Origin of the sequence: Sinorhizobium sp. KGO-5 (genome assembly GCF_036245905.1) — a bacterium.
GTDB classification, from domain to species: Bacteria; Pseudomonadota; Alphaproteobacteria; order Rhizobiales; family Rhizobiaceae; genus Sinorhizobium; species Sinorhizobium meliloti_A.
Genome location: NZ_BDIZ01000012.1, coordinates 1 through 21,753, shown reverse-complemented (window position 1 = coordinate 21,753; position 21,753 = coordinate 1). Strand labels below are relative to the sequence as shown.

General features: G+C 63.3%; 21 protein-coding genes and 1 tRNA gene. 16 read left to right on the top strand and 6 right to left on the bottom strand.

Annotation, left to right across the window (positions count from 1 at the left end):
- Positions 1-3 precede the first annotated feature (3 nt).
- Positions 4-696 carry a DUF6998 domain-containing protein gene (locus BHD07_RS28615; RefSeq protein ID WP_100672762.1) on the top strand — a complete coding sequence of 231 codons (693 nt, stop codon included), beginning with the start codon at positions 4-6 and terminating at the stop codon, positions 694-696.
- 325 nt (positions 697-1,021) lie between these two features.
- Here BHD07_RS28615 and BHD07_RS28610 read toward each other — a convergent pair.
- Positions 1,022-1,111 (bottom strand) — tRNA-Ser (locus BHD07_RS28610).
- A 300-nt stretch (positions 1,112-1,411) separates the two neighbouring features.
- On the opposite strand from BHD07_RS28610, the gene rplU reads away from it, so the two are divergent.
- From rplU to BHD07_RS28540, 14 genes are all read left to right on the top strand, one after another.
- Positions 1,412-1,783, top strand: a complete 372-nt coding sequence (rplU, locus tag BHD07_RS28605; RefSeq protein WP_003531204.1) for a 50S ribosomal protein L21 — start codon at positions 1,412-1,414, stop codon at positions 1,781-1,783.
- A gap of 33 nt (positions 1,784-1,816) precedes the next feature.
- A complete protein-coding gene (gene rpmA, locus BHD07_RS28600) occupies positions 1,817-2,086 on the top strand; it encodes a 50S ribosomal protein L27 (RefSeq protein WP_018097331.1) in 270 nt (89 codons plus the stop codon).
- 130 nt (positions 2,087-2,216) lie between these two features.
- Complete coding sequence (locus tag BHD07_RS28595; protein WP_018097332.1) at positions 2,217-2,849, top strand: GNAT family N-acetyltransferase; 633 nt, start codon at positions 2,217-2,219, stop codon at positions 2,847-2,849.
- Positions 2,846-3,433, top strand: coding sequence for a GNAT family N-acetyltransferase (locus BHD07_RS28590; RefSeq protein WP_100672761.1), 588 nt, complete (start codon positions 2,846-2,848; stop codon positions 3,431-3,433). Before BHD07_RS28595 ends, BHD07_RS28590 begins: the two co-directional genes overlap by 4 nt.
- A gap of 177 nt (positions 3,434-3,610) precedes the next feature.
- Entirely contained in the window at positions 3,611-4,621 is a 1,011-nt protein-coding gene (gene obgE, locus BHD07_RS28585; RefSeq protein ID WP_003531226.1) for a GTPase ObgE, read from the top strand.
- 2 nt (positions 4,622-4,623) lie between these two features.
- The gene (gene proB, locus BHD07_RS28580) at positions 4,624-5,805 is read left to right on the top strand and encodes a glutamate 5-kinase (protein WP_275597185.1); all 1,182 of its coding nucleotides are present in this window, start codon (positions 4,624-4,626) and stop codon (positions 5,803-5,805) included.
- Positions 5,798-7,081, top strand: a complete 1,284-nt coding sequence (locus BHD07_RS28575) for a glutamate-5-semialdehyde dehydrogenase (protein ID WP_338284004.1) — start codon at positions 5,798-5,800, stop codon at positions 7,079-7,081. The genes proB and BHD07_RS28575 overlap by 8 nt, the downstream gene beginning before the upstream one ends.
- Positions 7,082-7,137: 56 nt before the next feature.
- Positions 7,138-7,704, top strand: coding sequence for a nicotinate-nucleotide adenylyltransferase (locus tag BHD07_RS28570; protein ID WP_338284043.1), 567 nt, complete (start codon positions 7,138-7,140; stop codon positions 7,702-7,704).
- Between the two features lie 44 nt (positions 7,705-7,748).
- A complete protein-coding gene (gene rsfS, locus BHD07_RS28565) occupies positions 7,749-8,240 on the top strand; it encodes a ribosome silencing factor (RefSeq protein ID WP_026168839.1) in 492 nt (163 codons plus the stop codon).
- Positions 8,241-8,392: 152 nt separating this feature from the next.
- The gene (gene rlmH, locus BHD07_RS28560; protein ID WP_275597182.1) at positions 8,393-8,875 is read left to right on the top strand and encodes a 23S rRNA (pseudouridine(1915)-N(3))-methyltransferase RlmH; all 483 of its coding nucleotides are present in this window, start codon (positions 8,393-8,395) and stop codon (positions 8,873-8,875) included.
- A gap of 141 nt (positions 8,876-9,016) precedes the next feature.
- Complete coding sequence (locus BHD07_RS28555) at positions 9,017-10,441, top strand: murein hydrolase activator EnvC family protein (protein WP_338284003.1); 1,425 nt, start codon at positions 9,017-9,019, stop codon at positions 10,439-10,441.
- Positions 10,431-11,753 (top strand): S41 family peptidase, encoded by a 1,323-nt coding sequence (locus BHD07_RS28550; protein WP_100672756.1) that lies wholly within the window; start codon positions 10,431-10,433, stop codon positions 11,751-11,753. The genes BHD07_RS28555 and BHD07_RS28550 overlap by 11 nt, the downstream gene beginning before the upstream one ends.
- 180 nt (positions 11,754-11,933) lie before the next feature.
- On the top strand, positions 11,934-13,133 hold the full coding sequence (locus BHD07_RS28545; RefSeq protein WP_275597180.1) for a divergent polysaccharide deacetylase family protein: 1,200 nt from the start codon (positions 11,934-11,936) through the stop codon (positions 13,131-13,133).
- Positions 13,134-13,193: 60 nt separating this feature from the next.
- Positions 13,194-13,721, top strand: coding sequence for an RNA pyrophosphohydrolase (locus BHD07_RS28540; RefSeq protein ID WP_275597179.1), 528 nt, complete (start codon positions 13,194-13,196; stop codon positions 13,719-13,721).
- A gap of 217 nt (positions 13,722-13,938) precedes the next feature.
- Here the strand turns inward: BHD07_RS28540 and bfr are convergent, their stop codons facing one another.
- The 5 genes from bfr to BHD07_RS28515 all read right to left on the bottom strand — a co-directional run bounded on the left by bfr (position 13,939) and on the right by BHD07_RS28515 (position 20,765).
- Positions 13,939-14,424, bottom strand: a complete 486-nt coding sequence (gene bfr / locus BHD07_RS28535; protein WP_003531268.1) for a bacterioferritin — start codon at positions 14,422-14,424, stop codon at positions 13,939-13,941.
- Positions 14,390-14,701 (bottom strand): (2Fe-2S)-binding protein, encoded by a 312-nt coding sequence (locus BHD07_RS28530; protein ID WP_100672753.1) that lies wholly within the window; start codon positions 14,699-14,701, stop codon positions 14,390-14,392. Before BHD07_RS28530 ends, bfr begins: the two co-directional genes overlap by 35 nt.
- A gap of 280 nt (positions 14,702-14,981) precedes the next feature.
- Positions 14,982-18,332 (bottom strand): error-prone DNA polymerase, encoded by a 3,351-nt coding sequence (locus tag BHD07_RS28525; protein ID WP_338284002.1) that lies wholly within the window; start codon positions 18,330-18,332, stop codon positions 14,982-14,984.
- Positions 18,329-19,885, bottom strand: a complete 1,557-nt coding sequence (locus BHD07_RS28520) for a DUF6504 family protein (protein ID WP_338284001.1) — start codon at positions 19,883-19,885, stop codon at positions 18,329-18,331. The genes BHD07_RS28525 and BHD07_RS28520 overlap by 4 nt, the downstream gene beginning before the upstream one ends.
- Entirely contained in the window at positions 19,785-20,765 is a 981-nt protein-coding gene (locus tag BHD07_RS28515) for an ImuA family protein (protein WP_338284000.1), read from the bottom strand. Before BHD07_RS28515 ends, BHD07_RS28520 begins: the two co-directional genes overlap by 101 nt.
- 142 nt (positions 20,766-20,907) lie before the next feature.
- Here BHD07_RS28515 and BHD07_RS28510 point away from each other — a divergent pair, with 142 nt between their 5' ends.
- Complete coding sequence (locus tag BHD07_RS28510; RefSeq protein WP_003531284.1) at positions 20,908-21,342, top strand: metallopeptidase family protein; 435 nt, start codon at positions 20,908-20,910, stop codon at positions 21,340-21,342.
- Positions 21,343-21,753: the final 411 nt, after the last annotated feature.

Sequence of the window (21,753 nt, the reverse complement as noted above, 5' to 3'; positions counted from 1 at the left end):
GAAGTGAATTCCGACCGCCCTACCCTCACCCAGGTTCAGATCATCCAGTCACTTGCGGAAGCCCTCTCCTGGTTCGAAAAGGAGGTTAGCTGGGGTGTAAGTCCAGGAGAGCTCAATCACCTCACCGGCCGTATCGGGGAGCTCTACGCCGCGATGATTACCCGCGGGCAGATGGCGATCGATACAAATCAGCACGGATACGACGTCGTTTCCGCGTCGAATGAACGAGTTTCAGTCAAGACGGTCACGACCTCCAACCACGTCAGTTTCAATCAGAACACCTTCCACCACGTTGATCGCATAATGGTGCTCCGTGTAAACGTCGATGATGAGAAGGGTATCTCGGTCGAAGAACTGCTCGACATCGCGGCAGATGATGCGCAGACGCTCATGCGATCCCGAGACGGCAAGTTTATCTATTCGATCGTTCGGGGGAATCGGGAAGAGCGGCCAGTCGAAGATTTGGAAATCACCGCCCGTGCCTCCTACGCCGACCTTGAGATCGTTCAATACGAAAGCGGCGCGATACGTATTCGTCGCGACGGGGAAGTGCAGCCGGGCGTAGTCAAGGAAATTTTGAGACCAATAGCGACCGAGGTGGGTGTGGATCTGTTCAACTCAAAGGGCGGATTGAAGAACACTCAGCAGCTCGGAACGGATGTCATCCGTGCGCTGAACGCCCGGAGCAATCTGTGACGGCTATGGGTTCTCCAATCTCTGGGCTTTCTGATCGTCGTCGTGCGCCGAAAACACGGAGGCAGCGAGCAACTTGCTCTTACGAAAAGGAAAAGCGGCTTAATGTCTCGATGGCGTCACGCTTGCCTTGGCGTTACGTCGACATCGCTGCGTAACTACTCTGCGGAGGACAACCTCCGCAGATCAAACATCGCCTGCGGGCGCCGAATGCATATGCGAGAGGTAATCGTGCCAAGCTGTGGCCCAAGCATGAATATACCCACCAAACAGGCACATGGCTCGTTCAAACGAGCGAAGATGCACAGGAAAGCGCTGGAAAGTCCTATGGCGGAGAGGGGGGGATTCGAACCCCCGATGGGCTTGCACCCATGCCGCATTTCGAGTGCGGTGCATTCAACCACTCTGCCACCTCTCCGCGGGGCCGGTTGGCGCTTGTTCAGCGCGGCCGGTTCATAGCGGCAGTTTCTGCCACTGGCAAGGGCTTGCGAGAAGAATATCTGCGATATGGTGGCTTTCGCCTTGACAAGCAAGGGCCGTTCCCGTAATCCGCGCCATGAGTTGGTGTGGGCTTAGCCCGTGCCGCGCCGGGTAAGTGTTGTGCCCGTTCACTGGCGAAGGTCGAGGATTTCCGAGGCGCTTCGCTCCATGTAGCGACTGACAAAAAGACGGCCTTGTCTTCGGGCAAAGAGCCGGACCGAACATGAAAGGACAAAATATGTTCGCAGTCATCAAGACCGGCGGTAAGCAGTACCGCGTGGCGGCCAATGACGTCATTACCATCGAAAAGCTGGAAGGCGTTGCTGGCGACAAGATCGAATTCACCGAGATCCTGATGGTCGGCGTCGGCGCCGATGCCACCATCGGTGCTCCGTTTGTCGAAGGTGCCGTCGTCAGCGCCGAAGTCGTGGATCAGGGCCGCGCCAAGAAGGTCATCGCCTTCAAGAAGCGCCGCCGCCAGAACTCCAAGCGCTCGCGCGGCCATCGCCAGCATCAGACGATCGTCCGCATCCTGGACATCGCTGCCGCCGGCGGCAAAGCGAAGAAGGCTTCGAAGAAGACCGAAGCCGCCGCTGAAGCTGCAAACTGAGTTCCGGGATCGAAGGTTTAAAGGAGAACACCAATGGCACACAAGAAAGCTGGCGGTTCGTCGCGTAACGGTCGCGATTCCGAGTCCAAGCGCCTTGGCGTGAAGAAGTTCGGCGGCGAAGCCGTCATTCCAGGCAACATCATCGTGCGCCAGCGCGGCACGAAGTGGCATGCCGGCGTCAATGTAGGCCTCGGCAAGGACCATACGATTTTTGCGCTTACGACGGGCAACGTGGACTTCCGCAAGAAGGCCAACGGCCGAGTCTACGTGTCTGTAATGCCGAAAGCCGAAGCAGCGGAATAAGCCGGTAGCGCTCTAAAACAGCCGGCGTCTCATCGACCCGGCTGACGCACCGCAAGGTTCCAAAGCCAGACTTCAAAGGGGAGATGGGGCGATACCCAACTCCCCTTTTCGCATGTCTGGAGGAAGAACCATGCAAACCGAGCTCGTCAGGGAAGACCAATCCCGGTCTCCCGAACAAAGGCTGAGGCCTCAGCGGTCAAGGACCGATTGCCCGATATTGTTATCGCCCAGGCTCGTTTTGCGCGCGCCCCATGAAGACGATATCGACGCCCTTGCCCATCTTGCCAACAATGCCAACATCGCCAACATGGTCTCGCGCATGCCGCACCCCTATACGACGGCGGATGCGGCCGATTTCGTGCGACGCGCAAAAGCCGGCACGATTGGCAAGTGCGTCTACGCGATCACGAAAGCGGACAATGGCGCATTCCTCGGCTGCTGCGGTGTCGAGCCGCACGCCGACGAAAAAACCGTCGAGCTCGGCTATTGGCTGGGCGAGCCCTACTGGAACCAGGGCTATGCGACCGAGGCGGCACAGACCCTGACCGACATGGCCTTCCGCACCCGCGACATCGACCAGATCGATGCCCGCTGCCGGGTCATGAACATCGCGTCGCGCCGGGTCATCCAGAAGTGCGGCTTCCAGTTCCAGGGTTCCGGCATGGTCGGCAGCCTGGCGCTCGGCGGCATGGTCCCGGTCGAATGGTACAGGCTCGACCGCAAGACCTGGGTCTCGTTGAGAAGCTGGGGAGGTGTCCGATGAACGCCCTGGTCATAGAGCGCGCCCGGGCGGTCGCCCGTCCCGGCCCCGGCCCGGCGCCGGTCATCGAAACGGAACGGCTGCGGCTGCGGCCGCACCGGCTTTCCGATGCGGCGGCGATCGCCGACTCGCTCGGGGATTTCCAGGTCGCGCGGATGCTTTCGCGCGTTCCGGCGCCTTACCACCACCAGGATGCGCTCGACTGGCTCAACCGCCAGACGGCCGATGTGCTGCCGGACTGGACGCTCGCCATCACCACCCCGGGCGACGACGTTCATATCGGCTGCATCGGCATCGAGCTCCGGCACGGCCAATGGCATGTGGGCTACTGGCTGAACCGGTTCTACTGGGGCAAGGGGCTGGCGAGCGAGGCGGTCCATGCCGTGGTCGAGCGCTTCTTCCGCCGCATGCCGGAAACGGTGCTGCATTCGGGCGTTTTCGCCGACAACCCGGCCTCGCTCAAGGTGCAGGAAAAGCTGGGCTTCCGGATCACCGGCTGCAGCCAGATCTATGCGCTCGCCCGCAATGCGATGGTCGCGCATATCGAAACCCGGCTTGCGGCCGAGGACCTGCGCCGGCCGGACTGAACGGATAGGAAACCCCGCCGGTACAGCTCCTGGCGGGGTTCTTCATGTCGATAATCTTTGACCTCTGCCGGAAGCGCCTATATCGATGGCGCAAAAGCAGAGCGGGATCGGGAACGTGCGCGGGCTGGCCCGCATTCCGTCCTCGACTCGAAGCGATCACTCAGAAATGGCGAACCGATGAAATTCCTCGACGAAACGAAAGTCTATATCCGGTCAGGGGATGGCGGCGCGGGCGCCGTTTCCTTCCGTCGCGAGAAGTTCATCGAGTTCGGCGGCCCTGATGGCGGCGACGGCGGCCGCGGCGGCGATGTCTGGGTGGAAGCCGTCAATGGCCTCAACACGCTCATCGACTTCCGCTATCAGCAGCATTTCAAGGCCAAGACCGGCACGCACGGCATGGGACGCAACCGTACCGGCGCCAAGGGCGGCGACGTGACGCTGAAGGTGCCGGTCGGCACGCAGATCTTCGAGGAAGACAACGAGACGCTGATCGTCGACATGGTGGCGGAAGGGCAGCGCTACCGGCTCGCCGCCGGCGGCAATGGCGGCTTCGGCAACGCGCATTTCAAATCCTCCACCAATCAGGCGCCGAGCTGGGCCAATCCGGGCCTGGAGGGCGAGGAAAAGACGATCTGGCTGCGGCTGAAGCTGATAGCCGATGCCGGCCTCGTCGGCCTGCCGAATGCCGGCAAGTCGACCTTTCTCGCCGCCTGCACCCGGGCTCGGCCGAAGATCGCCAACTATCCCTTTACGACTCTGCATCCCAATCTCGGCGTTGCCACCATCGACGAGAAGGAGTTCATCATCGCCGACATTCCGGGGCTGATCGAAGGGGCGCATGAGGGCGTCGGCATCGGCGACCGCTTCCTCGGCCACGTCGAGCGCACCCGGGTGCTGCTGCATCTCGTCTCCGCGCAGGAAGAGGATGTCGCCAAGGCCTACAAGACCGTGAAGCACGAGCTCGAGGCCTATGGCGGGGGGCTCGAGGAGAAGCCCCAGATCGTGGCTCTGTCGCAGATCGACGTGCTGGACGAGGAGGAATTGAAGGCGAAGGCCAAGGCGCTCGGCAAAGCCTGCGGCACGCCGCCGCTTCTCATCTCCGCCGTGACCAACAAGGGTATGACGGAGGCGCTGAGAGCATTGCGCAGCGTCATCGCCGCTGCAAAGGCGGGCGAAGAGGAAGCTTAGGCATGAACAAGGCCCGCAAAGCGCTCGAGAAATACCGCCGGGTCGTCATCAAGATCGGCTCGGCACTCCTCGTCGACCGCAAGACGGGGCTCAAGAAGAGCTGGCTCGACGCGCTCTGCGCCGATATTGCGGCCCTCAGGGCCAAGGGCGTGGAAGTCCTCGTCGTCTCCTCGGGAGCGATCGCGCTTGGACGAACGGTGCTCGATCTGCCGGCGGGTGCGCTGAAGCTCGAAGAAAGCCAGGCGGCCGCCGCCGTCGGCCAGATCGTGCTGGCGCGTGCCTGGTCTGAGAGCCTCTCGACCCATGCGATCGTCGCCGGCCAGATCCTCCTGACCCTCGGCGACACCGAGGAACGACGACGCTACCTCAATGCCCGCGCGACGATCGGCCAGCTTATGAAGCTCGGCTCGGTGCCGATCATCAACGAGAACGACACGGTCGCGACCACCGAAATCCGCTATGGCGACAACGACCGGCTCGCAGCCAGGGTCGCGACCATGGTCGGCGCCGACCTTCTGGTTCTGCTCTCGGATATCGACGGGCTCTATACCGCGCCGCCGCATCTCGATCCGAACGCCCGTTTCCTCGAAACGGTCGCCGAAATCACACCCGAGATCGAGGCAATGGCGGGCGGCGCTGCCTCCGAGCTTTCGCGCGGCGGCATGCGTACCAAGATCGACGCCGGCAAGATCGCCACCACTGCCGGCTGCGCCATGATCATCGCCTCCGGCAAGCCGGATCACCCGCTGGCCGCGATCGAGGCGGGCGCGCGCTCGTCCTGGTTCGCGCCGTCAGGCTCTCCGGTGACCGCCCGCAAGACCTGGATCGCCGGACAGCTCCTGCCGGCCGGTTCGCTCTCGATCGATGCCGGAGCGGAAGCGGCGCTGCGTTCCGGCAAGAGCCTGCTGCCGGCCGGTGTCCGGCAGGTGACGGGAAGCTTCAGCCGTGGTGATACGATTGCGATCATCGGCGATTCCGGCCGCGAGATCGCCCGCGGCCTTGCCGGCTACGATGCCGACGAGGCGCGCCAGATCGCCGGCAAGAAGTCGGCCGAGATCGCTGTTATCCTCGGCTATGCCGGCCGCACCGCCATGGTTCACCGCGACGATCTGGTCATGACGGCTCCATCGGGCGCGCGCCCTGCAGAGGAAAGCGACGAGGGAAAGGGCAAGCTCCATGCTTGAGACGGTCGAACAGGACAAGGACGTCAACGCGATGATGCTGGAGATCGGACGCCGCGCCAAAGCGGCCGCCCGACCGCTCGCGACTGCAAGCGCCGAGCGCAAGCATGCGGCACTCGTCGCCATGGCAGACGTCATCGTCGCGCGGACCGCCGAGATCCTCGGCGCCAATGCGCTCGACCTCGAAAACGCGCGCGAAAGCGGTGTTGCCACCGCCTTCATCGACCGGCTGACGCTGACGGAAAGCCGCATCCGCGACATGGCGGACGGCATCCGCGCGATCGCCGGACTCAGGGACCCCGTCGGCGAGGTGATCTCCGAATGGGACCGTCCGAATGGGCTCCACATCGAACGGGTGCGGACGCCCCTGGGCGTGATCGGCGTGATCTATGAAAGCCGTCCGAACGTCACGGCGGATGCCGGCGCGCTCTGCCTCAAGGCCGGCAATGCGGTGATCCTGCGCGGCGGATCCGACAGCTTTCACTCGTCGCGGGCGATCCATGCCTGCCTGACCGAGGGATTGAAGGCCGCCGGCCTGCCGGAAGATGCGATCCAGATGGTGCCGGTCGCCGATCGCGCTGCCGTCGGCGCCATGCTCACCGGCCTGAACGGCGCGATCGACGTGATCGTGCCGCGCGGCGGAAAGAGCCTGGTCGCCCGTGTTCAGAAAGAGGCGCGGGTGCCGGTCTTCGCCCATCTCGAGGGTCTCTGCCACATCTATGTCGATGCGTCGGCCGATCACGATATGGCGAAGAAGATCGTCGTCAATGCGAAGATGCGCCGTACCGGCATCTGCGGCGCCGCCGAGACGCTGCTGATAGACCGCAACGCAGCCGAGAAATTCGCAAAGCCGCTCCTCGAGGCGCTCGTCGATGCCGGCTGCGAGGTGCGCGTCTGCGACGATCTCGCAAGGCTCATGCCCGGCCTGAAAGCTGCGACCGACGAGGATTGGGCCACAGAATATCTCGATGCGATCATTTCGGTACGGCTGGTCGACGGCATTTCCGGCGCGATCGAGCACATCAACACCTGGTCGTCGGCCCATACGGAAGCCGTGATCGCCGAGGATCCCGCCGTGGTCGAGCGGTTCTTCTCCGAGATCGATTCGGCGATCCTCCTGCACAATGCCTCGACGCAATTCGCCGACGGCGGCGAGTTCGGCATGGGCGGCGAGATCGGCATCGCCACCGGCAAGATGCACGCCCGCGGGCCTGTCGGCGTCGAGCAGCTCACCTCGTTCAAGTATCGCGTGCGCGGCACCGGACAGGTGCGGCCCTGACGACACCGAGCGAAGTGAATGCGCGCTATCTGAGCATGCCGCATGTCGAGTCCGGCATGGCCGTCGGCTTGTTCGGCGGATCCTTCAATCCGCCGCATGACGGGCATGCACTCGTCGCCGAGACCGCTTTGCGCCGGCTCCGGCTCGATCAGCTCTGGTGGATGGTGACGCCCGGCAATCCGCTCAAGGACCGCAACCATCTCGCACCTCTTGGCGAACGCATCGCGATGAGCGAGAAGATCGCCCGTAATCCGCGCATCAAGGTGACCGCTTTCGAGCAGGCGCTCGGCCAGAGCTACACGGCCCGTACGCTGGAAGCGATCCGCGCGCGCAACCGCGGCGTCCGTTTCGTCTGGGTCATGGGCGCGGACAATCTCAAGAACTTTCACCGCTGGCAGGACTGGCGCAAGATCGTCGCCACTTTCCCTATCGCCGTTATCGACCGGCCGGGATCGACTCTTGCCTATCTCTCTTCGCCGATGGCGAGGACTTTCAGCAAGGCCCGGGTCGACGAGGAGGATGCGGGAACCCTCGCTTTCCGCCGCGCGCCCGCCTGGACCTTCATTCACGGCCCGCGTTCGGGCTTGAGTTCGACGGCGCTTCGTTCGGCCAAATTCGGGTGATTTCCCGTAATTCGGATCTCGTGTCTTGAAACCGTATGGGTTTGATGCCTACATTTAAGTACGGTTCGAACAATTATTTCGAATCGAACGTGCCTGTTCTGTTCATTTGGAAAGGAAAAACCCTGACAACAGCACACGCCAAGGGATATGCGGCATCCGCATTCCCGCGCAGCACGGAATCGAGCGACGAAGCCGCTGTCCGTGCGCTTCAACTGGTCCTCGAAAGCCTAGAGGACTCGAAGGCAGAAAATATCGTTACCATCGACATTGCCGGAAAATCGGCGCTGGGAGACTTCATGGTCGTCGTCTCCGGGCGATCGAACAGGCATGTGATGGCCATTGCCGACCACTTGATCACGGACCTGAAGGACGACGGCCTCGGCAGGGCTCGCGTCGAAGGTCTCGAGGGTGGCGACTGGGTACTGATCGACACCGGCGATGTGATCGTTCACATCTTCCGGCCGGAAATCCGGGCGTTCTACAACATCGAAAAGATGTGGGCGGCTCCCGAGATCGAAGACGGTACCCTGCACTGAGACACGTCGCCCGATCCTGACCATCGACTCAGGACGGAGCGACGGCCGGTGCCGAACGTGACATGCGATTGCCATCGCCGACAAGGCGGATGGCGGCAAGAGTTTTGCCGGTCGATAACAACCGATCGGCGCCGGCGGGGACGGATCGGGTCATGCGTATCGGACTTTTCGCAGTCGGCCGCCTCAAGGCGGGGCCGGAAAAGGACCTTGCGGGCCGCTATCTCGACCGGTTCGCCAAGGCGGGTCCGGCCGTCGGCCTCGAATTGGCCCGCGTCGTGGAGACAGTCGAAAGCCGCGCCGGCAATGCGGAGACGCGCAAGCGCGAGGAAGCCGGACAGCTTGAAAAAGCGCTCGCCGAGGGCAGCCTGCTCGTGCTGCTCGACGAGCGCGGCAAGGCGCTCGACTCGGAAGCTTTCGCACACCTGCTCGCTACCTTCAGAGACAGCGGCAAGCGGGATCTGATGATAGCGATCGGCGGTGCCGACGGACTCGATCCCGCGCTCCACGCCCGCGCCGACGCCGTGCTCAACCTCGGCAGGATGACCTGGCCGCACCAGCTCGTGCGCATCCTCATCGCCGAGCAGCTTTATCGCTCCGTGACGATCCTTTCGGGGCATCCTTATCATCGGGCCTGATCCGGCTGCCGTACCCCGTTGCCGTGCTTTCTTTCCGTAGAACCGGCCCGGTCCGCCTCCCGATACGATAACGCGAATATGTATTGGTTTGCCCAGCCAAATCAGATTAGGGTCTCCTAACTTTTGGACTTATGAGACGGGATGAGACCTCCAACGAATAGAGCCTGCTTGCAGCGGGGCGCCCGGCGGTTCGGCTGCGGTACTGCGGTCATGGCGCTTTTCCTGTCGGTGATCGGTCCGACTGCGGCTCAGGACGCGCCCGCCGCCGCGCCGGCCGATGCGGGTGCCGCCAAGCCGGCGCCGCCGGATCCGGCTGCCGATCTGGCGGTCCGGCGCGACAGTACCGCGAGCGAGCTCGAGGCACTGTCGAAGACGATCACGCTCTCGCGGGATCGCTCCGAGGCACTCGAAAAGACGATCGCCGAGATCGACAAGAGCAACGAGACCCTCCGCGAAGCCCTCGTGGATTCGGCAGCCAAGCGGCAGGAGCTCGAACGCCGGATCGCCGACGGCGAAAGGAAGCTCGGCGATCTGCGCGTCAAGGAGGATGTGGTGCGGCGTTCGCTGCGCGCCCGTCGCGGCCTTTTGGCCGAGGTGCTCGCCGCTCTCCAGCGCATGGGCCGCAATCCGCCGCCGGCAATCCTCGTGACCCCGGAGGATGCGCTCGGCTCCGTACGCAGCGCCATTCTGCTCGGCGCCGTCGTTCCTGAGATACGCGAGCAGACCGACAGCCTCGTCGCCGACCTGCAGGCGCTCGCCGATATTCGCAGCGGCATCGCCAGGGAACGCGAGGAACTGACCGCGGCAATGACCGCCCGGCTCGAGGAAGAGCGGCGCATGTCGATGCTCGTTGCCGAAAAGGAGAAGCTGAGGCAACGCAATGCGGCCGATCTGGCGGTCGAACAGCGCAAGGCCGAGGAACTCGCCCTGCAGGCGGAGAACCTCGAGGGCCTGATCTCATCGCTCGAAAACGAGATCTCCTCCGTGCGCGAAGCCGCCGCCGCCGCCCGCGCCGAGGAGGAGGAACGCCGCCGCATGAGCGAGGCCGAGCGCGAGGCTGCGCGGGAGCTCGCCAGGAGTGCCGTGCCTGACAAAAACCGCATTGCGCCGGCATATGTCTTTTCCGAGCTGCGGGAGCGGTTGGCTTATCCCGTTGCGGGTTCGCTTGTGCGCCGTTTTGGCGACGCGGACGGAACGGGGCATTCGCTGCAGGGGATCATGCTCGAGACCAATGCAGGCGCGCTGGTGACTACGCCGGCGGACGGGTGGATCGTCTATGCCGGGAGTTTCCGCAGCTACGGGCAGATGATCATTCTCAATGCCGGTGACGGGTATCATATCGTGCTCGCCGGCATGGAGAACGTCAGTGTCCGGCCGGGGCAATTCGTCGTGGCCGGGGAGCCGGTGGCGGCGATGGGTGCAAAAAGAGTGGCGAGTGCGGCGGCCTTGGCGCTGGAAACCGACAGGCCAACGCTTTACATTGAATTCAGAAAAGACGGGAAGCCGGTTGATTCCCGACCGTGGTGGACCGCAGCAGAGGTTGGAAGGGCGCGAAATGATACGTAGAGCTTCACTTGTCCTGGTCGGGGCGCTGATGGGCGCGACGGCGATGGGCGTCGTCTACTCGGCAACCATGCCGGCCGTGGCCGCAAATTCGTCGACATACCGCGAACTGGCGATCTTCGGCGACGTGTTCGAGCGCGTGCGCGCGCAATACGTGACGCCGCCGCAGGATGACAAGTTGATCGAGAACGCCATCAACGGGATGCTCTCGTCTCTAGACCCGCATTCGAGCTACATGAACTCGACCGACGCCGAAGATATGCGTACCCAGACGCGCGGCGAGTTCGGCGGCCTCGGCATCGAGGTCACCATGGAAGAAGATCTCGTCAAGGTGACGAGTCCGATCGACGACACGCCCGCCGCGCGCGCCGGTGTGCTCGCAGGCGATTTCATCTCGAAGATCGACGGTCAGGACGTCCGCGGCCTCAAGCTGGAGGAAGCGGTCGACAAGATGCGCGGCGCCGTCGGCACGCCGATCAAGCTGACGATCCTGCGCAAGGGAGCCGAAAAGCCGATCGAACTGACGATCGTACGCGACGTGATCGCGGTCCGCGCGGTGAAGGTCCGTGTCGAAGGGGATGTCGGCTATCTCAGGGTCATCTCGTTTACGGAAAAGACCTTCGAGGACCTGAAGAAGGGCATCGAGAAGATCCAGGCGGAAGTTCCCGCGGACAAGCTCAAGGGCTATGTCCTCGACCTGCGCCTCAATCCGGGCGGCCTGCTCGACCAGGCGATCAATGTCTCGGACGCGTTCCTGGAGCGTGGCGAGGTCGTTTCGACCCGCGGCCGCAATCCGGATGAAACCCGCCGCTTCAATGCGACCCCGGGCGACCTGGCCGGCGGCAAGCCTGTCGTCGTGCTCGTCAACGGCGGCTCGGCATCCGCGTCGGAAATCGTGGCCGGTGCTCTCCAGGACCTGAAGCGCGCCACCGTTCTCGGCACGCGCTCCTTCGGCAAGGGCTCGGTACAGACGATCATCCCGCTCGGCGACGCCGGAGCGCTGCGTCTGACGACGGCGCTCTATTACACGCCGTCCGGCAAGTCGATCCAGGGCACCGGCATCACGCCCGACATCAAGGTGGAGCAGCCGCTGCCGCCCGAGCTTCTGGGCAAGGTGGAAGCGCAGGGCGAATCCGATCTGCGCGGTCACATTCCGGGCCAGGAAGAGACCGAAGAGGGCTCCGGCTCGGTCGCTTACGTGCCGCCGGAAACCAAGGACGACATTCAGCTGAACTATGCGTTCGACCTGTTGCGCGGCAAGAAGACGGATCCGGCCTTCCCGGCCAACCCGGAACAGGCGCAGCTGAAGGAATAAGCCCCTCACCTGCAGAGTTTCAGGTGAGAGGAATCAAGGAGGCGCCGGGCTGTTCAACCCGGCGCCTTTATATTATCCATCGGCATGCAGTCGCATGTGCGATGATTCTGGCCTCCTTCAAGTCCATCGTCATGGCCAGCGGCGATTCGCGCCAGGATCGAAGCTCGACCGAGGCCCCGTTTGGCAACTGACCTCAACGCCCCGCTGGGCCAGAACCGCAAGGAGAGACCGGCACGCAAGCGCGATCTCCGTCGCGACCTGCGTTACTGCGGCCTCAGCCTGGGAGCCCTTGCGGTCATCGGGCTTTCCGCATGGAGCGCCCTTTCTCCCGGCCACCAGACCCGTTCGCCTGCAATGCCCGCAGCGACCGCGACCCTCGCCACCGAACCGGCGCCACCCTCGGAGGGCCGAAAAGCCAGGCCGGAGGCGCTCCACCGGAGCGGCGCTCTCTCCGGCGCACATGTCGAGGCCGTTCTAACCGATGATGGCGCGACGGTCAGGAAATACACGCCCCGTTCGCGCGAAACCGGCGGCCCCGCGCTGATCGGTGTCGAGCCCACGCGAGGGCAGGACCCTCGCATGGCAGCCCTTCCAAATGAAAGCCTGCTGGAAGACCGCCCGGAAGGCCGCCTGCCGGTCATCGGCCCGGACGGGCTGAGGCCGATGGAGCAATATGCGCGCCCCTGGTCCGGCGCCCGCGGAACGCGGATCGCCATCGTCGTCGGCGGCCTCGGCCTCAGCCAGACGGGGACGCAGCGCGCCCTCCGCGCACTGCCGCCGGAAGTGACGCTTGCCTTCGCCGCGGCCGGAAACAGCCTGCAGCGCTGGATGCAGGAGGCGAGGCGTAACGGCCACGAGATCCTGCTGCAGGTGCCGATGGAACCGTTCGATTACCCGAACAACGATCCCGGCCCACACGCGCTGCGCGTTTCCTCCGATGCCGGGAAGAACCTTGCGGAACTGCATCGAAGCATGGGACAGATCACCAATTACACCGGCGTGATGAACTATCTCGGAGGCCGGTTTCTCTCCGATACGGATGCGCTCGAGCCCGTGATGCGCGATCTCGGCAAGCGGGGCCTCCTGTTCCTGGACGACGGGACGTCGGCGCAATCGCTCTCGGGCACGCTCGCCGGCGCCTTCGACGTGCCGCACGGTTTCGCCGATCTCGTGCTCGATGGCGAGCTCAGCCGCAATGGCATCCTGCGCAGACTCGACGAGCTGGAGCGCATCGCGCGGAGGAACGGCACCGCGATCGGGGTCGCTTCCGCCTTCGACGAAAGCGTGGCGGCCATTGCCGAATGGATCGAGGAAGCCGGCGGGCGGGGCATCGAGGTGGTCGGCGTGGCCGCACTCGTCAAAGATCCGAAACAAAACTGATTTAAGCGCAGTGGACCATCGAGTCATACGGCTCGCGGCAACATGCAAAGGAAGGACGATATGGGGAAGGATAAGGGGCGCGTCATGACGGCTGAGGATCTGCCCTATCGGCCATGTGTCGGCGTCATGGTTCTCAACCGGCAGGGACTCGTCTGGGCCGGGCACCGGCTCGCCGTCGGCAATTCCGAATACGACGGTTCGCCGCAGCTCTGGCAGATGCCGCAAGGCGGCATCGACGATGGCGAGGACCCGCTCGCGGCCGCCTATCGCGAACTCTACGAGGAGACCGGCATCCGCTCGGTCTCGCTCCTGGCGGAGGCGCCGGATTGGATCAATTACGACCTCCCGTCGCACCTGATCGGGATCGGTCTCAAGGGCAAGTACCGCGGCCAGAGGCAACGCTGGTACGCCTTCCGCTTCGAGGGCGAGGAGAGCGAAATCGCGATCAACCCGCCGCCCGGCGACCACGAGCCGGAATTCGACGCCTGGGAATGGAAGCCCATGCACGAACTTCCGGGTTTGATCGTGCCCTTCAAGCGCAAGGCCTATGAAGAGGTCGTCGCGGCATTTTCGCATCTGGTGCGGTGAGCGAAAGGGCTACCGGAATTAGCCCCTCATCCGGCTGTCGCCACCTTCTCCCCGCTTGCGGGGAGAAGGGACACGCGGCTCCGCCTTGCCCTGAATTCGACGGCGGAAGACGCCTGGCGTTTGCTGCCTGTCTCCTTCGCCCCGCTTGCGGGGAGAAGGTGGCCGGCAGGCCGGATGAGGGGCTGATTTAATTCGCCGCCCTTGAGGGGGCTGGGATTTACTCGGCTTCGTCGGCGGAAGCGGCGTTGAGCTGGCCGTATTTTTCCTCACCGATCTTGCGGAGCAGATCGAGCTGCGTTTCGAGGAAGTCTATGTGGCCCTCCTCGTCGGCGAGCAGTTCCTCGAAGAGCTTCATCGAGACGTAATCGCCGGCCGCGTGACAGATGTCGCGGGAGTTCTTGTAGGCGGTGCGCGCGTCGTACTCGCCGGCAAGGTCGGCTTCCAGGACTTCCTTGACGTTCTGGCCGATGCGCAGCGGCGCGACCGTCTGCAGATTCGGATGACCTTCGAGAAAGATGATGCGAGAGACGAGCTTGTCGGCGTGGTGCATTTCCTCGATCGATTCGGCGCGCTCCTTCTTGGCGAGCAGCGTGTATCCCCAATCTTCGAGAAGGCGGTAATGCAGCCAGTACTGGTTTACGGCACCGAGTTCGAGATAGAGCGCTTCGTTAAGCTGCTCGATGACCTTTGCGTCGCCTTTCAAGATCCGCCCTCCGGTTTTCTTCATGGAATTGTCTGAGGCGGTTCATGAAATCAAATATATCGGCGTCCGTCGAGTCGCGGCGGGCGTGATATTGCTCGGTGGTGCGGATGATGATGTCGACGACATTGGGAAAACAGCCGCAGCAACGGCCGCGTTTTTCCATCGCATGATAGACTTTCGCCGGCACGATCAACTGCCAACAGTCCTCGTCGAGGAGGCCGACGATCGTGTCCTCGATGTCTTTCTCGGTGATGAAGTTGCAACTGCAAACCAGCATTTCGTCGTGTCCATCATACGCAACGCTCTGATTTTGCGATAAAGCAAAAGAGGACATTTGCCGTCAACTAAAAACTCTTCTCCATATGGTTGAAGGGCGCATTAGAGCGATTCTAAACTTGATGGAAATCGTCGCATTTTCATTACATTAGGCGATTCTAAGGAGGGGATTTTTCCTCCATGACTTGTAATTCCGGCAACGGTGCCTGCGACATTTTTACACAGGTCGCCTTGGGGCCTCAATCGCAAGGCGACGACTTCGATGCGAGTAATGACGGGGCTCAATGAAAATTGCGCCCCTTCGGCATGACCTCCGCTACCTGGGCGGCCGCCTCGCCCTCCGGTGCTGCGCGAGCGGTCAGGCCCAGGCGCAATTGCCGGAGTTTTTTCTTTTCGCGGGCGTCCGCGCTCGGCCGCAAGACCTCGTCCGCGCGGTCGTTGACGCCGAAACGCCGCGCCTCCCGGCGCAGCAGGCCAAGCATGGGCGTTATATCCTCCAGATGATCGGCGACCACGTGAATGACGCCGCTCTGGTTCTGCAAGCGGCCGCGGACTTTCACAAGCCGCGATCCCATGACCTGCCGCCGGTATTTCTGGAACGTCTTTTCCCAGACGATGATATTGGCGATGCCTGTTTCGTCCTCGATCGTCATGAAGATGACGCCATTGGCAGAGCCCGGCCGCTGCCTGACCAGTACAAGGCCCGCCACCGTCACCCATCTCCCCGTCGCGGTTGCGGCCAGATCCCGGCTGCGCAGGATACCCATTCGCGAAAAATCCTCCCGCATGAAGGACACGGGGTGCGCCTTCAGGGAGAGCGTCAGGGTGCGATAGTCATGAATGACCTGTTCGCCTGCCGGCATTTCGGGAAGAGCGACCTTGGGCTCGATCTGCAGATCGTCGGAACCCGCCCCTTCGAAAAGCGGCAACCGCTCCACCGCCGACTGCTCGTCGAGCGCCTTTACCGCCCAAAGGGCCGCTCGCCGGTCGAGACCTACCGACCGGAAGGCATCGGCATCCGCAAGGCGCTCCAGAACGGCGCGGGAAAGCCCGGACCGAAGCCACAGGTCATGAACGGAGCGGTATCCCTCCCCCCGGCGCGCGACCAGCGCTTCCATATCCGTCTGCTTCAGGCCCTTGACCAACCGGAAGCCCAGCCGAACGGCCTTCCGGGTTTTGATCACCTCCCGCATGCTGGCGTGGCGCGGGTGGACAGCATTCTTGTCGAAGGAACCCTCGCCTTCGAGCAGGGCGTCCCAATCCGAATGGTTGATGTCGACCGGCAGCATTCTGACCCCGTGTTCGCGGGCATCGCGCACCAGTTGCGCCGGTGCATAGAAACCCATCGGCTGCGCGTTCAGGAGCGCGGCGCAGAAGATGTCCGGATAATAGGTCTTGAGCCAGGCCGAGGCATAGACGAGAGAGGCGAAGGAGGCAGCATGGCTTTCGGGGAAGCCATACTCGCCGAATCCCTTGATCTGGTTGAAGCAGCGCTCGGCGAATTCCCTCTCGTAGTTATTCGCAACCATGCCCTCCACCATCTTCCGCTCGAAGGTGTGGATCGTTCCGGTCCGCTTGAAGGTGGCCATGGCGCGGCGCAGGCGGTCGGCCTCGCTGGGTGAAAAACCGGCGGCGGTGATGGCGATCTGCATCGCCTGCTCCTGGAACAGCGGCACGCCCAGCGTCCTTTCAAGAACCGCCTTCAATTCCGGGCTGGGATACACGACCGCCTCGCCCCTGCGCTGGGCTTCGCGCCGTTTCAGATAGGGATGCACCATATTGCCCTGGATGGGACCGGGGCGAACGATCGCTACCTCGATCACCAGATCGTACATTTCGCGCGGCTGCAGGCGCGGCAGCATGCTCATCTGCGCCCGGCTTTCGATCTGGAAGACGCCGACCGTGTCGGCGCGGCAGATCATGTCGTAAACCGCTTCGCGATGATCCTGGTAGATTTCGGCCAGCGTTATCGGCTTGCCGTAATGCGCCTCGAGCAGCTTGAAGCCCTTGGCAAGGCAGGTCAGCATGCCGAGCGCCAGCACGTCGACCTTCAGTATCTTCAGCTCGTCGAGATCGTCCTTGTCCCATTCGATCATGTAGCGGTCGGGCATGGCCGTGTTCATGATCGGCACGACCTCGTCGAGCCTGTCGCGGGTAATCACGAAGCCGCCCACATGCTGCGAGAGGTGGCGCGGAAAATTCATGAGCAGACTGGCATAGGCAAGCACGCGCCTGGTGAGAGGGTCCGCCGCGTCGAGCCCCGCCCCTTTCGCCTGCTCCTCGGTGAAAGGCGAGGTGCCCCAGCCCCAGATCGAACTGACGAGAGCCGATTGAACGTCTTCCGAAAGGCCGAAGGCCTTGGCGACCTCGCGCCCGGCGGAGCGCGAGCGATAGCTGATCACCGCGGCGGTCAGGCCCGCATGCTCCTTGCCGTAAGTCCTGTAGATATACTGGATCACCTCTTCGCGCCGCTCGTGCTCGAAGTCGACATCGATATCGGGCGGCTCGTCGCGATCCTTCGACAGGAAACGGTCGAACAGCAGGGTGAATTTCTGCGGATCGACATCGGTGATGCCGAGGCAGAAGCAGACCGAGGAATTGGCCGCCGATCCCCGCCCCTGGCAGAGAATATTCACGCTGCGGGCAAATTTCACGAGCTTGTGCACGGTCAGGAAATAAGGCTCGTATTTCTTGTCGTGGATGAGCTCGAGCTCATAGTCTATCTGACGCATCACCTTTTCCGGCACGCCTTCGCGATAGCGCTCGGCCGCACCTTCCGCGACGAGCCTCCGCAAGCTTTCGGCCGGCGTCTCGCCATCGGCGTTTTCATCCGGATATTGATGGCTGAGCTCGTCGAGGCTGAAGGTGAGCTCGCTGAAAAATTTCCGCGTATTGGCAAGCGCCTCGGGGTAGTCGCTGAAAAGCCTGGCCATTTCCCTTGGGCCCTTCAGGTGCCTTTCGGCATTCTTCTGCAGAAGGAAGCCGGCGCCGGCGATCGGCACATGCTCCCGGATGGCGGTGACGACATCCGCGAGCGGCCTGTAATGCGGATCGTGATAGAGCGCGTCATTGGTGGCGAGCAACCCGATGCCGGTTTTTCGGGCAAGGGCTGCCAGGACGGCAAAATCATGCCGGTCGAAACCGTCATAATGCGGCGCCAGGCCGAGATAGAGCCGGTTGCCCGCATGCTCCTGCAATGTCCCGAGCAGCACCTCCAGGCTCTCCGCCTCCGGCCGTCCTTCGCTTTGCATGACGATCAGAAGAAGCTCCTCCTGCCATTCGAGCAAGTCGGCGAGGTGGAGCGTGCAGTCGCCTTTTTTCGAGCGCAGGTTCCCGGCGCTGAGCAGGCGGCAGAGATGCCCCCAGCCCCGCCTGTTTTTCGGATAGGCGAGAATGTCCGGCGTGCCGTCGGCAAAAACCAGGCGGGCGCCCGGCTGGAAGGGGTAGCCCTCCACCTTCGCCTTGGCATGGGCCCTGACGACGCCGGCGACGCTGTTGCGGTCGGCAATGCCGAGACCGGCAAGCCCCGCCTTCTTGGCGAAGACGACCATCTCTTCGGCCGGCGCCGCCCCTTCGAGGAAGGAGAAATTCGTGCGCGCACCGAGCTCGCAGAAGACAGTATCCGCGCTCATGCGAAAACTCCGTGCATGAACCAGCGGGGTGAGGCGGTCTCCCTTCCGTAAAGGCCTTCGCGAAACAGCCAGAAGCGGCGGCCCTCCTGATCCTCTATCCGGAAATAATCGCGCGTCGGATGATTCTCCCCGTCGATCCACCATTCGGCGGCGATGCGCTCCGGCCCCTCGGCACGGGCGACGCGGTAGCGGGTCTTGCGCCAGTTGAAGCTTCGCGGAGCGCCCTCGGGCACTTCCGCCGTCGCCTCCACCGGTTCGGGATGCGCGAAAATCCGAAGCGGACGGTTTTCGGGGAAGCCCTTCTCTTCAAGAGCAGGCGGCCTCAGGACCGCGGCCACGTCCGTCACGGCGGCAAATCCGCCCGCCCGTTCCGGCAGATGGCTTTCGGCAAGGGTCGCCTGCATCAGACACCCGGGCCCGAAACGGGCGGAGACCTTGTCGACGAAGGCCGCGAGCGGCTGGCTTTCGTCGGGGGCGCCGGAAAAATCCTGCTGCGCCGGATCGAGCCTTTCGCTTCCGAGGACCGAAAGCCGGACGATTTCGAAACCATATCCGGCATCGAGATCGTCATGAACCGCCTGCAGCCGCTCGCGAAAGAGGGCGGCTATGCGGGCGGCATCGTTCAAGGGCACGGCCGCATGGGCTCGGACGCGGAATACCCGGCCGTCGACGCGGAACAGGAGGAGCTCGAAGAGCCGCCCGCCTTCGCCATGCCGCTCCAGCGAGGAGCGGACATCCCTGGCGAGGTGACGGGTCAGCTCGAGAATGTATTCCTCGTCCTGCACCGGCTCGGCGAGCCGGCGCTCGGCGGAGAAGCTCGGCACGGGCAGCCGGGGCGAAAGCGGCTCGTCCTCGAAGCCTCTCGCCTGATCGAGTCTGAGGAGAAGGGAGGAGCCGAAGCGGCGGGCGAGCGGCGCCCGCGGCGCTTCGAGAAGATCGCCGATCTGTTTCAGCCCGACCCGTTCGAGTGCGGCCGCGGTGTCCGCCGGCAGTCGCAGCGCGGCGACCGGCAAGGGTGCAAGCACCGGGTCCCCGTCCTCGGGCGCAATGACGTCGGCATCGCCGTAACGGGCGACAGCCCAGGAAAGCCCGGCTGCGGAGGAGACGGTCGCCCGCGCCTCGACGCCGAGAGAGAAAAGACGCGACAGGACATCGCTGATGAGCGCCTTCTCGCCGCCTTGAAGATGGGCGCAGCCGGTGATGTCGAGAAACAGGCCATCCGTGCCGTCGAGTGCCACGAGCGGCGTATAGCGGTCGCACCAGTCGGCAAGCGCCTCCAGAAAGGCCTGGTCGGCGGCCGGATCGGCGGCAATCACGTCGAGCGAGGGACACATGGCGCGGGCTTCCGCCGCCCCCTGGCCGCGCTTCAGGCCGATACGCTCTGCAAAAGTATCGAGCGCAACGAGCCGCATGGCATTGTCGATCTTGGCGGCGAAGACGACGGGCGGATGGTCAGGACGCCCGCGCGAAAGCCAGGAGGCGCCCCACCGGCTGCGCGCGACGCGATCGGCCGGCAGATGCGGAAAGTGGATCGACAGGATCCGTTGGCTCATCGTTTGTCTGAAGAGCGGCGCTCCGGCGCTCATCGAGTGAGTAGAAGCGGCGGTCATGGGCGTTCCATTCGAGAAAGATGTCGTCAGAGGCTTGGCGCCTGCTTTTTTCGACAAGGAGGTGAAAGGCGGAATGGCCGATGCTGCCGCAAAGCACCGAACCATCGGGAAGAGGACGTTCGCCGGCCGGTGCCGGCTTGACCTGGATCCGGAAGAAGGCGCTGCTCGCCTCCTCCTCGCCCGCCTGACGCAAGACGAGAAGAGGCACGCCGCCCGCCCGGGCCCTCACATGCAGACGCCGGCTCTCGCTCAGGGCGAGACAGGCAGGGTTGCCGCGGATTTCCAGAACGACCACGGCGAAGACCGGTACCGAAAGCGCCGTCTCGGCGATCCACAGCGCATCCTTCACCGTGCGTGCCGAAACCAAGAGGAAGCGCTCGGCGTCGAGTCCATAGGCCTTGAGGCCCGGCGCATAAGGCTGACCCGCCTCACAGGCAGCAAGCGTCTGGCTGATCCAAAGGACCGGGGCCAGACGGCCATTCTCCTTCTTCTGCCGCTGATAGAGCACCGCAAGCGCCGCCACGAAGCCGGCGGCCGCGCCCGCATCCCGGGTCTCGGCATTGCGGATTTCCATCATGCCCTCGAGCGGCAACCCGCCCTGGAGGGCCTCATCGAATTGCGGGACGCCGAGCGGCAGGACCTTGCGGCGGGGCGCCTCCTCCTTGTCGCGGCGAAAGCCGGCGGGATCGGCCGCCTTGGCCGGCCGGACGCATCCCGGCACCCCGCGATCTTCAATCCGCGCAATGGTCTCGCGAAGGGAAAGAACGGTTTGCCGTTGCACGGCGTTTCCGGCCATGACGGTCAGCTCCATCTGCATGTTCATGTTGTGTTCTTATGGATTCCAGAGCTGCCCTCAAGAGTCAACAACCAATATTGAGAATATATTCCTCCTTCTTTCCGGGGTAGAATTCATCACTCGAAAAACAAAGGCAAAATCGCTATATGAGGGGCAACAAGGAGTGCCCATGGCCCGCATTGACCAAACCGATGATTGGCGGGAACGCCACGCACCGTCGCTTACCGTATTCGAGCAGCTCGCGTTTGAAGCCTACAGCCATCTGCCTGAGGAATTCCGCAAGCTGACGACGGATCTCACGATCGAAATCGCCGACTTTCCAAGCGACGATGTCTTCGAAGACATGGCGCTCGAAACGCCGTTCGACCTGCTGGGCCTGTTCGAAGGCCGCGGCCTCGGCGAACGCTTCACCATGGAAACCGGGGAGTTCCCGAACCGCATCACCCTTTACCGCCGCCCGATCATCGACTACTGGGCCGAAAACGAGGAAACGCTCGGCGATATCATTACCCATGTGCTGATCCACGAGATCGGCCACCATTTCGGCCTGTCGGACGACGATATGGAGCGGATCGAGGAAAGCGTGGAACACGTGGGCGGCTGAGGCCTGCCGAGATTCGGGATACCCGCCGCCGCTTGTGATTTCCTCATTCCTGTGCTTGTCGCAAGGATGATGGGGAGGAGAGACTGCAGTCCTCCGATACCTTCCTGAGGCCTGTTGAGAATCGCGCTACCCGCGGCGTCTTGTTTGATTTCCTCATTCCTGTGCTTGTCACAGGAATCCAGCCAGACCAAGTCCTTGGGCTGAAAGAACGCTTCCCGCGCCGCAGACGCGGCGCTGCTGGATCCCTGTGACGAGCACTGTTGGGGTGGACGGCTCCCAACGGCATCGCAATGTGCCAGAGTGAGTCGTTAAGACATCAATCGAGGGAGACCGTCCGTGGAGCAGATTATCCGAATTGGCATGGATACGTCAAAGAGCGTTTTCCAGTTGCATGGAGTGAACGCCGCCGAG